This is a genomic window from Streptomyces sp. NPDC047515, assembly GCF_040643055.1.
Classification (GTDB): Bacteria; Actinomycetota; Actinomycetes; order Streptomycetales; family Streptomycetaceae; genus Streptomyces.
The window spans coordinates 69,466-84,990 of sequence record NZ_JBEYTM010000007.1; the positions used below are offsets into that span (position 1 = coordinate 69,466).

General features: G+C 70.1%; 15 protein-coding genes. 1 reads left to right on the forward strand and 14 read right to left on the reverse strand.

What is annotated here, in order from left to right; genetic code table 11:
- Window positions 1-159: 159 nt before the first annotated feature.
- From ABZ826_RS08070 to pgsA, 14 genes are all read right to left on the reverse strand, one after another.
- Entirely contained in the window at window positions 160-711 is a 552-nt protein-coding gene (locus ABZ826_RS08070) for an adenine phosphoribosyltransferase (protein WP_361443993.1), read from the reverse strand.
- Window positions 711-1,811, reverse strand: a complete 1,101-nt coding sequence (gene secF, locus ABZ826_RS08075; RefSeq protein ID WP_361443996.1) for a protein translocase subunit SecF — start codon at window positions 1,809-1,811, stop codon at window positions 711-713. Before secF ends, ABZ826_RS08070 begins: the two co-directional genes overlap by 1 nt.
- Window position 1,812: 1 nt before the next feature.
- The gene (gene secD / locus ABZ826_RS08080; protein WP_361443999.1) at window positions 1,813-3,555 is read right to left on the reverse strand and encodes a protein translocase subunit SecD; all 1,743 of its coding nucleotides are present in this window, start codon (window positions 3,553-3,555) and stop codon (window positions 1,813-1,815) included.
- 147 nt (window positions 3,556-3,702) lie between these two features.
- A complete protein-coding gene (yajC, locus tag ABZ826_RS08085; protein WP_361444002.1) occupies window positions 3,703-4,200 on the reverse strand; it encodes a preprotein translocase subunit YajC in 498 nt (165 codons plus the stop codon).
- A 164-nt stretch (window positions 4,201-4,364) separates the two neighbouring features.
- The gene (gene ruvB / locus ABZ826_RS08090) at window positions 4,365-5,438 is read right to left on the reverse strand and encodes a Holliday junction branch migration DNA helicase RuvB (protein WP_361444005.1); all 1,074 of its coding nucleotides are present in this window, start codon (window positions 5,436-5,438) and stop codon (window positions 4,365-4,367) included.
- Window positions 5,439-5,521: 83 nt separating this feature from the next.
- A complete protein-coding gene (gene ruvA / locus ABZ826_RS08095; protein ID WP_361444008.1) occupies window positions 5,522-6,148 on the reverse strand; it encodes a Holliday junction branch migration protein RuvA in 627 nt (208 codons plus the stop codon).
- Window positions 6,145-6,720, reverse strand: coding sequence for a crossover junction endodeoxyribonuclease RuvC (gene ruvC, locus ABZ826_RS08100; RefSeq protein ID WP_361444011.1), 576 nt, complete (start codon window positions 6,718-6,720; stop codon window positions 6,145-6,147). The genes ruvA and ruvC overlap by 4 nt, the downstream gene beginning before the upstream one ends.
- A gap of 123 nt (window positions 6,721-6,843) precedes the next feature.
- Window positions 6,844-7,596: a YebC/PmpR family DNA-binding transcriptional regulator gene (locus tag ABZ826_RS08105; protein ID WP_361444014.1), complete on the reverse strand. Its 753-nt coding sequence runs from the start codon at window positions 7,594-7,596 to the stop codon at window positions 6,844-6,846.
- A gap of 62 nt (window positions 7,597-7,658) precedes the next feature.
- A complete protein-coding gene (pdxT, locus tag ABZ826_RS08110; protein WP_361444017.1) occupies window positions 7,659-8,252 on the reverse strand; it encodes a pyridoxal 5'-phosphate synthase glutaminase subunit PdxT in 594 nt (197 codons plus the stop codon).
- A gap of 6 nt (window positions 8,253-8,258) precedes the next feature.
- Complete coding sequence (gene pdxS, locus ABZ826_RS08115; protein WP_361444020.1) at window positions 8,259-9,179, reverse strand: pyridoxal 5'-phosphate synthase lyase subunit PdxS; 921 nt, start codon at window positions 9,177-9,179, stop codon at window positions 8,259-8,261.
- Window positions 9,180-9,352: 173 nt separating this feature from the next.
- On the reverse strand, window positions 9,353-9,850 hold the full coding sequence (locus tag ABZ826_RS08120) for a hypothetical protein (RefSeq protein ID WP_361444376.1): 498 nt from the start codon (window positions 9,848-9,850) through the stop codon (window positions 9,353-9,355).
- A gap of 228 nt (window positions 9,851-10,078) precedes the next feature.
- Complete coding sequence (locus ABZ826_RS08125; RefSeq protein WP_361444023.1) at window positions 10,079-11,287, reverse strand: glycosyltransferase family 4 protein; 1,209 nt, start codon at window positions 11,285-11,287, stop codon at window positions 10,079-10,081.
- Window positions 11,284-12,219, reverse strand: coding sequence for a phosphatidylinositol mannoside acyltransferase (locus ABZ826_RS08130; RefSeq protein WP_361444026.1), 936 nt, complete (start codon window positions 12,217-12,219; stop codon window positions 11,284-11,286). The genes ABZ826_RS08125 and ABZ826_RS08130 overlap by 4 nt, the downstream gene beginning before the upstream one ends.
- Window positions 12,216-12,899 carry a phosphatidylinositol phosphate synthase gene (gene pgsA / locus ABZ826_RS08135; protein WP_361444379.1) on the reverse strand — a complete coding sequence of 228 codons (684 nt, stop codon included), beginning with the start codon at window positions 12,897-12,899 and terminating at the stop codon, window positions 12,216-12,218. Before pgsA ends, ABZ826_RS08130 begins: the two co-directional genes overlap by 4 nt.
- 264 nt (window positions 12,900-13,163) lie before the next feature.
- Here pgsA and ABZ826_RS08140 point away from each other — a divergent pair, with 264 nt between their 5' ends.
- The gene (locus tag ABZ826_RS08140; protein ID WP_361444029.1) at window positions 13,164-15,389 is read left to right on the forward strand and encodes an elongation factor G-like protein EF-G2; all 2,226 of its coding nucleotides are present in this window, start codon (window positions 13,164-13,166) and stop codon (window positions 15,387-15,389) included.
- Window positions 15,390-15,525: the final 136 nt, after the last annotated feature.

Below are 15,525 nucleotides of genomic sequence, written 5' to 3' on the forward strand. Positions count from 1 at the left end.
CATGCGGATCCGGATACCCGGAAAGGCCATCGTATCGATCCTGTGGCCGGACCTCCCCCGGGGACCGTGGGACCCCTGACAACGCGGGACGGGCACCCGGTTGTTCCCGGGTGCCCGTCCTTCGCTCATGAGCCGTTGCCATCTGCGGTCGGCTGCTGCTCAGACCGTGATCAGAGCCTCCAGCGGCGCACCGCGCAGACCCTGCTCCAGACGGGCGCGCCCGTCCAGGAAGCCGAGCTCCATGAGGACCGCGACGCCCGCCACCTCGGCTCCGGCCCGCCGGATCAGCTCCAGCGAGGCCTCGGCGGTGCCACCCGTGGCGAGGATGTCGTCGATGACCATGATCCGGTCGTCAGCGGACAGGTCCTCCGCATGGATCTCGATCTCGGCGGTGCCGTACTCCAGCTCGTACGCCTGGCTGAGCGTGGCCCCCGGCAGCTTCCCCGCCTTACGGACGGGTACGAAGCCGATCCCGGCCCGGACCGCGACCGGGGCGGCCAGGATGAAGCCGCGCGCCTCAAGGCCGACGATCTTCGTGGCGCCGTGCCGTACGCACAGCTCCGCGAGGGTGTCGGTGAGGGCCGTGAACGCCGCCGGGTCCGCGAGCAGGGGGGTGATGTCCTTGAACATCACGCCCTCCTTCGGATAGTCCGGCACATCGCGGATCCGGCTGAGCAGGAGCTCGCGGGTGGTCGCGGTGGTGCTGGTCATCAACGCTTCCCCGGGGTCCGGCCGTGGCCCCTGGGGGGCTGCTGGCGCTGGCCGACGACCGCGGCGGCGGGTGCGGCGTCCGCCGGGAAGCCGTCGTCCGGCCGGTCTTCCTCGGCGGACTCACCCTTGGCTGCCGCGGCCGCACGCTTGGCGAGGATCCGCTTCTTCAGGGCCTTCATCTGCGGGTCGCGTTCCTTGAGGTCGGCGACGAGCGGCGTGGCGATGAAGATCGAGGAGTACGCACCGGCCGCGAGGCCGACGAAGAGCGCCAGCGAGATGTCGTTCAGCATGCCGGCACCGAGGACACCGCCACCGATGAACAGCAGTCCGGCGACCGGCAGCAACGCCACGACGGTGGTGTTGATGGAGCGGACCAGCGTGCCGTTGATGGAGCGGTTGGCGATCTCGCTGTACGTCCACCGGGTCTGCTTGGTGATCCCCTGCGTGCCCTCCTTGAGGCTGTCGAAGACGACGACCGTGTCGTAGAGGGAGTAGCCGAGGATGGTCAGCAGACCGATCACGGTGCCCGGGGTGACCTCGAAGCCGACGAGGGCGTAGACCCCGACCGTGATGGTGATGTCGTGGATCAGCGCGACCAGGGCCGCGATGGCCATGCGCCACTCGAAGGCGATGGCCAGGTAGATCACGACCAGGACCATGAAGATGCCGAGGCCGGTCCAGGCCTTGTTGGCGATCTGCTCACCCCAGCTGGGGCCGACCAGGTCGGCGGCGATCTTCTCCGTCGGGACGTTGAGGTCCTCGGAGAGCTGGTCCTTGATCTGGTCGGACTTCGCGGTGTCGACCTCGGTGATCTGGATGCGCAGACCGCCGTTGCCGAGCTTCTGGACGATCGCCTGGTGTCCGGAGGCCTCCGTCGCCAGCTTCTCCGCGTCGGTGACACCCACGCTCGTCTTCGGCGTGGTGAAGACCGCGCCGCCCTTGAACTCGATGCCCATGTTCAGGCCGCTGACCGCCAGGCCGACGATGGCCGTGATGGTGATCAGGATCGAGATCCCGTACCAGATCCTGCGCTTGCCGATGAAGTCGTAGCCGACCTCGCCTCGGTAGAGACGGGCGCCGAGACTGCCGAGTCGCGACATCTCACGCCTCCTTCGGGTCAGTGGGGGCGTTGACACGGCGCGAGCGGCGCAGCGGCGGCTTGGCGCCGAGCCGCTTCGGATCCAGTCCGGACCACGGGTGACCGCTGGAGAAGAACTTCGTACGGGCCATCAGCGTCATGACGGGCTTGGTGAAGAGGAAGACCACGACCACGTCGAGCAGGGTGGTGAGACCCAGCGTGAACGCGAAGCCCTGGACCTTGCCGACGGTGACCACGAAGAGCACCGCGGCGGCGAGGAACGACACGAAGTCGGAGACCAGGATGGTGCGCCGGGCACGCGGCCAGGCACGCTCGACGGCCGGGCGGAGCGTTCGTCCCTCGCGGATCTCGTCGCGGATCCTCTCGAAGTACACGATGAAGGAGTCCGCGGTGATACCGATGGCCACGATGGCGCCGCAGACCGCCGGGAGGTTCAGCGCGAAGCCGATGGCCGGGCCGAGCAGCGACATGAGCGTGTAGGTCAGGATGCCGGAGGCCAGCAGGCTCAGGAGCGCGATGAACGCCAGTCCGCGGTAGTACGCCACCAGGTAGATGATGACCAGAGCCAGACCGATGGCACCGGCGATCAGGCCGGCCTGGAGCTGCTCGCCACCGAGTGCGGCGGTGACGGTGGTGACGCTCTGCTCCTTGAACGAGAGCGGGAGCGCACCGTAGGAGAGCACGTTGGCCAGGTCATCGGCGGACTGCTGGGTGAAGCTGCCGGAGATCTCGGCGCTGCCGCTGAGCGTCGTGTTCACCTGAGGGGCGGAGACGACCTCGCCGTCCAGGGCGATGGCGAACTGGTTCTGCGGGGACGGCTGCGCGGAGAGCTTCTTCGTGATCGTCTGGAATTCCTTGGAGCCCTTCTTGGTGAACTCCATGTTGACGATCCACATGCCGCGCTGCTGGTCGAAGCCGGCCTTGGCGTTGTTGACCTCGGTGCCGGACACCTCGGCCGGGCCGAGAACGTACTTGGCGTCGCCCTCGGAGCTGCACGCGACGACCGTGTCCGTGGGCTTGGCGCCCTGTGCGGCCTTCGAGCGGGAGGCCTTGCTGGAGCAGTCGAGGTCAGCGAACTGCTGCTGCAGCTTGGTGGCGGCCGCGGATTCCTCGGCCGAGGGAGCGGACGCGGAGGGCGACGGCGTCGTGGCGGCGGAACCACTCGCCTTGGGGTCCGGCGTGGAGTCGGCCTTGAGGCCGTCGGTGACCGCGCGGCCCTGGGTCGTGGCGCTCGCGTTCGGCGTCGCCTTCCCCTTGTCACCCGCCGAGGCGCTCGGGCTCGTGGACGCATCGGGCTTGCCGGACGACGAGGCGCTGGGCGTCGGAGTGGGTGTGCCCTGAGCGACGGTCAGCACCGGCCGGAAGTAGAGCTTGGCGGTGGTGCCGACCTGCTCGCGGGCCTGGGCGGAGTTCGTGCCCTTGGGGATGTTGACGATGATGTTGCGATCGCCCTGTGTCTGGACCTCGGCCTCGGAGACACCCAGACCATTGACACGGCGTTCCATGATCTGGACCGCCGTGTCCATATTGGTCTTGTTGATCGCCGATTCCTGCCCCGGCTCGCTCTTCGCCTCAAGCGTGATGGACGTGCCGCCCGCCAGGTCGATGCCCAGTCGTGGCGTCGGCTGATGCGCCAGGAACATCCCGCCGGTGAGCGCGACCATGGCGATCAGGATCAGAGCCAGGGAACGCCCCGGCCTGCCCTGACCGCCGGCCGGCCCTCGGCTCTTCTTCGGTGCTGCCACCTTCTCGTTTCTCCCTGTCCAACCGCCCCGCGCCGGGTGCGCGCCCGAGCGGCCACGAAGTGTAGTGGGGACCCGCCCCCGCAGAAGATCGCACGGTCCGGGGAGTGCCGGGCGCCGGTGGGCCCACGACACTCCCCGGGTCGTGGGTTACTTCGCGTCGGCCTCGCCGTCGGTCTTGCCCTCGGACTTCTTGTCGGACTTGTCGGACCCGGCGTCCGTCGGCTCTGCGTCGTCGGCCTCGGCCTTCTTGCCCAGGTCGATCTTGGCGTCGTCGTCCGAGGTGTCCTCGTCGTCGCCCGCCTCGGTCAGCGAGGAGGCGTCGTCCGGCACGACGGTGCCGTCGAGGTCGAGGGCGTCCTCGCCGTCGCCGTGAACGATGCGGTTGTACTCGGCGTCGTCGAGGACGGCGCCGATGGCGTTCTTGGCGTAGATGGCGTGGACGCCGGGCGCGATCTCAAGGAGGACCGTGTCGTCGTGAAGCTCCTTGACGGTGGCGTACATGCCCCCGATCGTCCGGACGCCGGTGCCGGGCTGCATCTCATTGCGCATCTGGGCGGCGGCCGCCTGCTTCTTCTTGGCGGACCGCGTCATCAGGAACATGGCCCCGATGAGCACGATGAAGGGGAGGAGAGTCACGGGATTCACGGGACGAGTTTCCTTCGCACGACCGCGCTGGAAGGCGGCCTGATCTACGGGGGTGGGTACACCGACCTTTAAGGGCGGCATCGGCGGAGTCTAAGCGAGTCCGCATCGATGGAACAACGCCCCGCGACGCCCGGTGGTTCCTGTCCGGGTGAACCTGTGACGCATCACGCCCCGAACAGGCCCTGTTGTCCCTTTCCGCCGTGCTGTGGAGGCACGAGACCGAGATGGGCCCAGGCCGCGGGTGTCGCGACACGCCCGCGCGGCGTCCTGGCCAGCAGCCCTTCGCGCACCAGGAAGGGCTCCGCGACCTCCTCCACGGTTTCGCGCTCCTCGCCCACGGCGACCGCGAGGGTGGACAGCCCGACAGGACCGCCGCCGAAAAGCTTGAGCAGGGCGCCGAGCACCGCGCGGTCCAGCCGGTCGAGGCCGCGGGCGTCCACCTCGTACACCCCGAGCGCCACGGCGGCGACGGCGCGGTCGATCCGTCCGTCGGCCTTGACCTGTGCGTAGTCCCGGACGCGGCGCAGCAGCCGGTTGGCGATACGGGGGGTGCCGCGGGAGCGCCCGGCGATCTCGGCTGCGCCGTCCGTGTCTATCGCCACGTCGAGGAGGCGCGCGGAGCGGTGGATGACGCGTTCCAGCTCGCTGGGGGCGTAGAACTCCATGTGCCCGGTGAAGCCGAAGCGGTCGCGCAGCGGGGGCGGCAGCAGTCCTGCCCGGGTGGTGGCTCCGACCAGGGTGAAGGGGGGCAGTTCCAGCGGGATGGCGGTGGCTCCGGGGCCCTTGCCCACGATGACGTCGACCCTGAAGTCCTCCATCGCCATGTAGAGCATCTCCTCGGCCGGCCGCGACATGCGGTGGATCTCGTCGAGGAAGAGGACTTCACCCTCTTGGAGGGAGGAGAGGATCGCGGCGAGATCACCCGCGTGCTGGATCGCGGGGCCCGAGGTGATCCGGATCGGCGCGCCCATCTCGGCCGCGATGATCATGGACAGGGTGGTCTTGCCGAGGCCGGGCGCGCCGGAGAGCAGGACGTGGTCGGCGGTGGCGCCGCGGGCCCTGGCCGCCTTGAGGACCAGGTCGAGCTGTTCGCGCACCCTCTCCTGGCCGACGAATTCGTCGAGATCCTTCGGCCGCAGTGCCGCTTCGACCGCGGTGTCCTCGCCGTCCGCGCCGGCGGCGACAAGGCGCTCGTCGAATCGCTCGTCGGTGTCGGGTCCGGTCTCGTCCCAGTTCATTCAGTCTGTCCCGCCTCGGGTGTTTCGGTGCCGTGCGGTGCCCGGCCCGGCGTCGGGGTGTCCCCGGATGTGCCGCGCCCGGGTCAGCGCGCGCGGTTGAGGGTCTGCAGCGCGGCGCGCAGCAGTTGCGGCACGGGCGCCTGTCCGTTCTCGGCCAGAGCCGCCTCGGCCTGCGGGGCGACAGCGGCGACCGCTTCGTCGGCCTCGCGGGTGGCGTAGCCGAGGCCGATCAGGGCGGCCTGCAGCTGATCGCGCCAGGAGGAGGTGACGGCGGTGCCGATGCCCTGCTGACCGATGTGGGCGCCGAGGGGCTCGCCGAGTCTGTCCTTCAGTTCGAGGAGGAGTTTCTGCGCGCCCTTCTTGCCGATGCCGGAGACGGCGGTGAGCGCCTTCTCGTCGCCGGTGGCGACCGCGATCCGCAGGGCGTCCGGGCTGTGGGTGGCGAGCATGGCCTGGGCGAGCCGGGGGCCGACCCCGCTGGCGGTCTGGAGCAGCTCGAAGACCTGCCGCTCGTCGTCGTCGGCGAAGCCGTACAGGGTCAGCGAGTCCTCCCGCACGACGAGGGAGGTGGCCAGCCTGGCCTCCTTGCCGATCCGGAGCCCGGCGAGGGTGTCCGGCGTGCACTGGACGGCCATGCCGATGCCGCCGACCTCGATCACGGCCGTGGTCGGGGCGAGTGCGGCGACTGGGCCGCTGACGAAGGCGATCATCGGGGGACCTTCCGGACGGGAACTGCGGGTGTACGGGGAACGCGCGGGGTGCGGGCCGCCGCGGCCGCTGCCGCGTGCGCCTGCTGGAGGCGGTTGACGGCGGGTGCTCGCCAGATGTGGCAGATGGCGAGCGCGAGGGCGTCGGCCGCGTCGGCGGGTTTCGGCGGGGCGTCGAGTCTCAGCAGCCGGGTGACCATCGCGCCGACCTGCGCCTTGTCCGCGCGGCCGCTGCCGGTGACGGCCGCCTTGACCTCGCTGGGCGTGTGCAGGGCGACCGGTATGCCGCGCCGGGACGCGCAGAGCATGGCGACCGCACTGGCCTGGGCGGTGCCCATCACCGTACGGACGTTGTGCTGGCTGAACACCCGCTCCACGGCGACGCATTCGGGCCGGTGCTCGTCGAGCCATTCCTCGATGCCGCGTTCGATGGCGACCAGCCGGTGGCCGAGTTCCGCATCGGCCGAGGTCCGGACGACACCCACGCCGAGCATCGTCAGGGGCCGACCGGCTACGCCCTCGACGACGCCGACACCGCACCGGGTCAGCCCCGGGTCGACACCGATTACCCGCATGGACGCCCCCTCCGTACCGATCGGTCAACTGTTCCCGCAGGCTATCGGCTCGCACTGACAATGCGACGGGCCGACGGGGTGTGTCCCCGTCGGCCCGTCCGTGAGGGCTGCGCTGAGCGTGGCTCAGGCGTCGACCTTTTCCATGACCTCGTCCGAGACATCGAAGTTGGCGAAGACGTTCTGGACGTCGTCGCTGTCCTCCAGCGCGTCGATCAGCTTGAAGATCTTGCGCGCCCCCTCCTCGTCCAGCTCGACCTGCATGGTGGGCAGGAAGTTGGCCTCGGCCGAGTCGTAGTCGATGCCGGCCTGCTGGAGCGCGGTGCGGACCGCGACCATGTCGGTGGCCTCGCTGACGACCTCGTAGCTCTCACCGAGGTCGTTGACCTCCTCGGCGCCCGCGTCGAGCACGGCGTCCAGGACGTCGTCCTCGGTCAGCTCGCCCTTGGGGACGATCACGACGCCCTTGCGGTTGAAGAGGTACGAGACCGAACCGGGGTCGGCCATCGAACCGCCGTTGCGGGTCATGGCGACACGCACGTCGGACGCGGCACGGTTGCGGTTGTCGGTGAGGCACTCGATGAGCACCGCGACGCCGTTCGGGCCGTAACCCTCGTACATGATCGTCTGGTAATCGACGCCGCCCGCTTCGAGACCACCGCCGCGCTTGACCGCGGAGTCGATGTTCTTGTTCGGTACGGAGCTCTTCTTCGCCTTCTGGATCGCGTCGACGAGGGTCGGATTCCCATCGGGGTCCACGCCTCCGGTACGGGCCGCGACCTCGATGTTCTTGATCAGCTTCGCGAAGAGCTTGCCGCGCTTGGCATCGATCACGGCCTTCTTGTGCTTCGTCGTAGCCCATTTAGAGTGGCCGGACATCTGCCTTCTCCTTCGCGTCACCAAAAATCGATCCGAACCCGGGAGATCCTACCGGGATCGAGTCAGCCGACTGCGCGCACCATGTCCACGAACAACGCGTGAACCCTGTGGTCCCCGGTCAGTTCAGGATGGAAGGACGTCGCCAGGGCGTTTCCCTGACGTACGGCGACGATGTGGCCACCGTGCTCGGCCACCACCTCGGCCCGAGCACCGACCGACTCCACCCACGGAGCCCGGATGAACACGCCTTCCACCGGGCTGCCCTCGACACCGGCAACCTCCACGGCCGCCTCGAAGGACTCGTTCTGCCGTCCGAAGGCGTTGCGGCGCACGATCATGTCGATCCCGCCGACCGTCTCCTGGCCCGAGCGCGGGTCGAGGATCTTGTCGGCGAGCAGAATCATTCCGGCACAGGTGCCGTAGACCGGCATTCCGTCCCGTACCCGCTCGCGCAGCGGTTCCAGCATGCCGAACAGGGACGCCAGCTTGGACATCGTGGTGGACTCGCCACCGGGAATGACCAGGCCGTCGACCTCGGCGAGTTCCTCGGGACGCCGGATCGGCCTGGCCAGGGCGTCCGCCGAGGCCAGGGCGATCAGATGTTCCCGTACGTCGCCCTGGAGAGCCAGGACTCCGATCACAGGGGTGTCGCTCATCAGTGCTTACCAGCCACGGTTGGCGTAGCGCTCGGCCTCGGGCAGCGTGTCGCAGTTGATGCCGACCATGGCTTCGCCCAGGTTCCGGGAGGCGTCCGCGATGATCTTCGGGTCGTCGAAGAAGGTGGTGGCCTTGACGATGGCGGCGGCGCGCTTGGCCGGGTCGCCGGACTTGAAGATGCCGGATCCGACGAAGACGCCCTCGGCACCGAGCTGGCGCATCAGCGCGGCGTCGGCGGGGGTGGCGACGCCGCCCGCGGAGAACAGCACGACGGGCAGCTTGCCGAGCTCGGCGACCTCCTTGACCAGCTCGTACGGGGCGCGGAGCTCCTTGGCGGCGGCGTACAGCTCGTTGTTGTCGTAGCCGCGCAGCCGGGCGATCTCATTCTTGATCTGGCGCAGGTGACGGACGGCCTCGACGACGTTTCCGGTGCCGGCCTCACCCTTCGAGCGGATCATGGCCGCGCCCTCGGCGATACGGCGCAGGGCCTCGCCCAGGTTGGTGGCGCCGCAGACGAACGGGGTGGTGAAGGCGAACTTGTCGCTGTGGTTGACCTCGTCGGCCGGGGTGAGCACCTCGGACTCGTCGATGTAGTCGACACCGAGGGACTGCAGGACCTGGGCCTCGACGAAGTGCCCGATGCGCGACTTCGCCATCACGGGGATGGAGACGGCCTCGATGATCTCCTCGATCATGTTCGGGTCGGACATCCGGGCCACGCCACCATCCTTGCGGATGTCGGCCGGCACCCGCTCCAGGGCCATGACGGCCACGGCGCCCGCGTCCTCGGCGATCTTCGCCTGCTCGGCATTGACGACGTCCATGATCACGCCGCCCTTGAGCTGCTCGGCCATGCCACGCTTGACGCGCGCGGTGCCGGTGGCCGGGGAGTCGGCGGACTGCGGGGTGGTGGGAAGCGTGGACACGGATCGACCTCACTCGGAGAAAAAGTCGCTGAAAGCGCTGATTGATGCAGTGCTGAGCAAACTCTCCGGGACCAGTCCACAGCAAGGGCCAATGGAAGGCCGGTGGATCGTTTTGAACGTGTACGGGATGGCTTGTGAGCCCGGTCACGTACGGGGTGGGGCGGGCCGCCGGGTCAGCTGACGGGGCGGTCCGCGAGGGCGACCGGTGGTTCATCGTCCATCTCGAAGGCGAGCGGGAAGGGCGCGTGCCCGGCCAGCCGGAACCACCGCACCGTGCGGTGCCGCCGCAGCGCACGCGCCGCCCGCACCGCGTCGTTGTGGAACCGCCGGGCCATCGGGACCCGGCGCACGGCGGCGGCGAGTTCAACGGCCGCCTCCTCGCCGCCGGGGATCTCCTTCACGGTCTCCACCTGGGCCGGCTCGCCGAAGACCGCCCGCAGCGCGGTGCTCAACTCGCTCTCCGCGACCTCGCGGTGTTCCTCCTCCGCCTGCCGGGCGGCGTGCGCCGCCTCGTACAGCACGATGGACGCGGCCGGGTCGAGGACACCCGAGGTGGCCAGTTCCTGGGTGACCGAGGCACGGCGCAGGAGTTGGGCGTCGAGGGCGGCACGGGCGGCGTCGATGCGGGTGTGCAGGCGGTCCAGCCGTCCGGCTGTCCAGCTGAGGTACATACCGATCGCGACCACCGCGACGGCGATCCAGATGAGGGTTTCGATCACGGGCGGCAAGGCTACCGTCGGCCCGCGGGCGGTGTGACCGTCCCACCGGGGCGCGGATGCGGCGCGGGCGGACGGGCGTCGCCGCCGGGCACCCCGGCCACTGCGGCACCGGGGCGCGCGAGCCCGGCATGATCCGGGCGAAATACCCTGCGCGCCCGCCGAGGGATTACGGGACAGCTCTCAGTCCCGCGCCAGTCCGAAGCGTGCCCGCAGGCCCGTGCGCTCGTCGGCCGCCACCGATGCCGCTCCGTCCGTCACCGTCTCGTACACGGCGAGGATGTCCGCCCCGACCGTCGACCAGTCGAAGCGCCGCACGTGCGCCGCGCCCCGCTCACGCAGCTCGGCACGCCGCTCCGAGTCGCCGAGCAGCCGGATCGCCGCCGCCGCCAGCGCGTCGGCGTCCTCGTTGGCGAAGAGTTCGCCCGCCGAGCCCAGGTCCAGGACCTGCGCGAACGCGTCCAGATCGCTCGCGAGGACCGGCGCGCCGGCTGACATCGCCTCGACCAGGATGATGCCGAAGCTCTCGCCGCCCGTGTTGGGGGCGACGTACAGATCGACGCTGCGCAGCAGCCGTGCCTTGTCCTCGTCGCTCACCATGCCGAGAAATTCGACGCGTCCTCGCATCTCCCCGGGCAGCGAGGCGACGGCCTCCTCCTCGTCACCCCGGCCCGCCACCAGCAGCCGGGTGTCCGGGCATGCGCCGAGGATCGCGGGCAGCGCCCTCATCAGGACGGGCAGGCCCTTGCGGGGCTCGTCGATGCGCCCGATGAAGCCGATCGTGCCACCCTCCCGTCTCCCACCAGCACCCTCAAGCGGGCCTCGCGCCCCCTTCGACTGCCACTCGGCCTTGGGTTCGGCCTCGGCGAAGAAGTCGACGTCGACCCCGTTCGGGATGACGACCGCGTCGCCGCCCAGGTGCTCGACCAGGGTCCGGCGCGCGTACTCGCTCACCGCGATGCGCGCGCTGATCTTCTCCAGCGCGGGCTGCAGGATCGGGTACGCGGCGATCATGGCCCGGGAGCGCGGGTTGGAGGTGTGGAAGGTGGCGACGATCGGTCCCTGCGCGGCCCAGCAGGCGAGCAGGCCCAGCGAGGGCGAGGTCGGCTCATGGATGTGGATCACGTCGAAGGTGCCGTCGTGCAGCCAGCGGCGCACCCGGGCGGCCGAGAGGAAGCCGAAGTTCAGCCGGGCCACGGAGCCGTTGTACGGGACGGGCACGGCCCGGCCGGCCGAGACCACGTACGGCGGCAGCGGCGTCTCGTCGTCGGCGGGCGCCAGCACCGACACCTGATGTCCCAGACGGATCAGGTGTTCGGCCAGGTCCCGGATGTGGAACTGCACGCCGCCCGGGACGTCCCAGGAGTACGGACACACGATGCCGATCTTCACGGTCGGTCCTCCCGGTTCTCCAGGTCGGCCGACCAGAGCCGCTGCAGCATGTGCCAGTCCTCCGGATGCTCGGCGATCCCGACGGCGAAGGCATCGGCCAGCGCCTGTGTCATCGAGGACGTCATCTCCGCACGACTGCCTGACTCCGGTACCTCGATCGGCGGATGGATGCGCGCCTTCATCACGGGCGTGTCGTCATAACTGAGTGTAACCGGCAGGAGCAGGGCCCCGGTCTGCTGGGCCAGCAGCGCCGGTCCGGCGGGCATGCGCGCGGTGTCGCCGAAGAACGTCACCTCGACGCCGGACGCCGACAGATCGCGGTCGGCGACCAGACAGACCAGGCCGCCCGCGCGCAGCCGCCGCGCCAGGGTGCCGAAGGCCGCGCCGCCACTGTGCGGCAGGACCTCCATGCCGAGCCCCTCGCGGTAGGCCACGAACCGGTCGTACAGCGTCTCGGGTTTGAGCCGCTCCGCGACCGTGGTGAAGGGCACCTTGAGGTCGGTGGTGACCCACGCTCCCGCGAGGTCCCAGTTCCCCAGGTGCGGGAGGGCGAGGATGACGCCGCGGCCGGCCTCCAGCCCGTCGGTCAGCCGGTACGCGTCCGTCACCTCTATGGACGCCTTGATCCGCTCCGGGCTCCAGGTGGGCAGCCGGAACGACTCCATCCAGTAGCGCATGTACGAGCGCATCCCGGCCTTGGAGAGAGCGGCGAGCCCAGCCGGGGTCGCCCCGGGCACCACTCGCGCCAGATTCGACTCCAGCCGCAGCACGCCCTTGCCCCGGCGCTTCCACGCCTGGTCGGCGATGGTGCGGAAGAGAGCGCGGGCGGCCGGTTCGGGGAGCTGCTTCACCGCCGCCCAGCCGAGCCCGTACAGCCCGTCGGTCAGCCGGTCCCGCAGGCCGGTTCGCGCCTCGCCCGGTGCGCCGCTCACTGCGCGGCCCCGCTCCCCCGGTCCGCAGCGGCGGCCTTGGCCGCATCGGCCGCATCGGCCTCCGCGGACTCGCGGCGTACGGTCACGACCCGCTGCACGAGCGTCACCAGACTGCCCGCGGCGACGATCCACAGCGCGATCGGCAGCAGGATCTGGATCCCCGGGACGCCGAACTTGTGGAGACCGGCGAATCCGGCTGCGACCAGTGAGATCACCAGCCGCTCGGCGCGCTCCACGAGCCCGTTGACCGCGACCGGCAGCCCGATCGACTCGCCGCGCGCCTTCGTGTACGAGACCACCTGGCCGCTCGCCAGGCAGAAGATCGCGACCGCGCACAGCACGTTGTCGTCGCCCTTGCCCGCGTACCAGAGCGCGAACCCGCCGAAAATCGCCCCGTCGGCGACCCGGTCCAGGGTCGAGTCCAGGAACGCGCCCCAACGACTGGAGATGCCGGCCTGCCGGGCCATGTTGCCGTCGACGAGGTCGGAGAACACGAAGATCGTGATGACGATCGTGCCCCAGAAGAACTCTCCCATCGGGAAGAAGACCAGCGCACCTGCCATCACCCCGGCCGTACCGATCAGAGTGACCGCGTCAGGGCTCACGCCGAGACGGAGCAACAGTGCGGCGAACGGTGTGAGGACACGCGTGAAAAATGCACGCGCGTACTTGTTCAGCATGGCCTTCCCGAGGGTCGGTGGGCCGAGCGGCCCCTTAGCCACCGGCTGGCCCATCGTAGTCACGCCCGCCGCACTCCACCGTCCGGGCACCCGGCCTCGCGCGGCGGGGCACGACGTATGGACGCAATCCGGCCCGAGTGGAAAGCTCGAATTACCGCGGGCGTCGCCGTGGCCGCCGCGGCGGCTGGACATGCCCGAGCATCTTCTCCCCCATCGCGCCGGTTCTTCTTCCCGCTCCGCGCCACTCACTGGGAGGCACGCATCATGGGCGACAGGACACACGCACACACCGGGGCCGCCGGCAGGGCAGCGACGGCCGACCGGCCCTCATCCGTACGGAATGTGGTGCTGGTCGGCCACAGCGGCTCCGGCAAGACCACCCTCGTCGAGGCCCTCGCACTGGCCGCCGGGGCGGTCAACCGGGCCGGCCGCGTCGAAGACGGCGCCACGGTCTCCGACTACGACGAGATCGAGCACCGCCAGCAGCGTTCCGTACAGCTCTCCCTGGTGCCCGTCGAATGGGACGGGTACAAGATCAATCTGCTGGACACCCCCGGATACGCCGATTTCGTCGGGGAGCTCAGGGCCGGTCTGCGGGCGGCGGACGCGGCCCTGTTCGTGGTGTCCGCCGCCCAGGAGGCCGATGCCGTGGCGGGCGCCACCCGCGCTGTGTGGGAGGAGTGCGCCGCCGTGGGCATGCCCCGGGCGATCGTCGTCACCCACCTCGACACGGCGCGCACCTCGTTCGACGAGATGACCCGGGTCTGCGGAGAGATCTTCGGCGGCGACGACCCCGACGCCGTACTCCCGCTCTATCTGCCCGTCCTCGGCTCCGAGGGCCCCGACGGGCACGCGCCGCTCACCGGGCTCACCGGACTGCTCACCCAGCGGATCTTCGACTACTCCTCGGGCGAGCGACGGGAGACCCCACCCGCCGACGCCCAGCAGCCCCGGCTCCAGGAGGCCCGCAACCGGCTCATCGAGGGAATCATCGCGGAGAGCGAGGACGAGACCCTGATGGACCGGTACCTGGACGGGGCACAGATCGACATCAAAACACTCGTCGACGATCTGGAACGCGCTGTCGCCCGCGGCGCCTTCCACCCCGTGCTCACCGCGGCCCCCGCCGCCGAAGGCGCCCGCCAGGGCATCGGCACGGTCGAACTGCTGGACCTGATCACGGGCGGCTTCCCCACCCCGCTGGAGCGTCCGCTGCCCGAGGTCACCCCCCTGCACGGGGCCCCTCGGCCCGTCCTGACCTGCGACCCGCGGGGTCCGCTGGTCGCCGAGGTCGTCAAGACCGCCTCCGACCCCTACGTCGGCCGGGTCTCGCTCGTCCGCGTCTTCTCCGGCACCCTGCGTCCCGACGAAACCGTCCACGTGTTCGGGCACGGCCTGACCGCCCCCGGCCACGAGCCGCGGCCCTTCCACGAGGCGGAGATCCGCGTCGGCGCGCTCTCCTCCCCCTTCGGCAAACAGCAGCGTCCCCTCACGGCGTGCATCGCCGGAGATCTGGCCTGCGTCGCCAAACTGGGCGACGCCGAGACCGGGGACACCCTCTCCGCCAAGGACCGGCCGCTGCTGATGGACCCCTGGACGGCGCCCGACCCGCTGCTGCCGCTCGCCATCGAGGCACACAGCAAGGCCGACGAGGACAAGCTCTCCCAGGGACTCTCCCGGCTCGTCGCCGAGGACCCGACCATGCGCCTCGAACAGAACCAGGACACCCACCAGGTGGTTCTGTGGTGCCTCGGCGAGGCACACCAGGACGTGGCCCTGGACCGGCTGCGCAGCCACTACGGCGTCCAGGTCGACGCCATACCCCACAAGGTGTCGCTCCGGGAGACCTTCGCCGCCCCCTCGACCGGGCGCGGCCGGCATGTGAAACAGTCCGGCGGCCACGGCCAGTACGCCATCTGCGAGATCGACGTGGAACCGCTGCCTCCGGGTTCGGGCATCGAATTCGTCGACAAGGTGGTCGGCGGGGCGGTGCCGCGCCAGTTCATCCCCTCCGTCGAGAAGGGCGTGCGCGCCCAGGCTGCCCGCGGGGTGGCGGCGGGACACCCGCTCGTCGACGTACGCGTCACCCTGCGGGACGGGAAGTCCCACTCGGTGGATTCCTCCGACGCCGCGTTCCAGACGGCGGGCGCGCTGGCCCTGCGCGAAGCGGCCGCGGACACCCGTATCCAGCTCCTCGAACCCGTCGCCGAGGTCCAGGTCCTGGTCCCGGACGGCTACGTCGGGCCGGTGATGAGCGATCTGTCGGGGCGGCGCGGCAGGGTGATCGGGACCGAGCAGTCCGGCCCCGGACGCACCCTCGTCCGGGCCGAGGTGCCCGAACTGGAGATCGGCAGGTACGCGATCGACCTGCGCTCCCTGTCCCATGGCGCCGGCCGGTTCGACCGGGCGTACGCCCGGCATGAAGCCATGCCTCCACAGCTCGCGGAACGCATCCGCGAACAGCAGCAAAACAACCCGAACGACGCGTAATCGACTGTGCCGCCCGTCCTTGTCCACAAGGGCGGGCGCCGTATTGATCCGGACGATACGCTGTGGTCCCAGCTCAGAAGGTGTGCCGGGCACGGCAGTTGGGAAACAGCCGCAGGAGCAGATGCTTGGCGGCGAG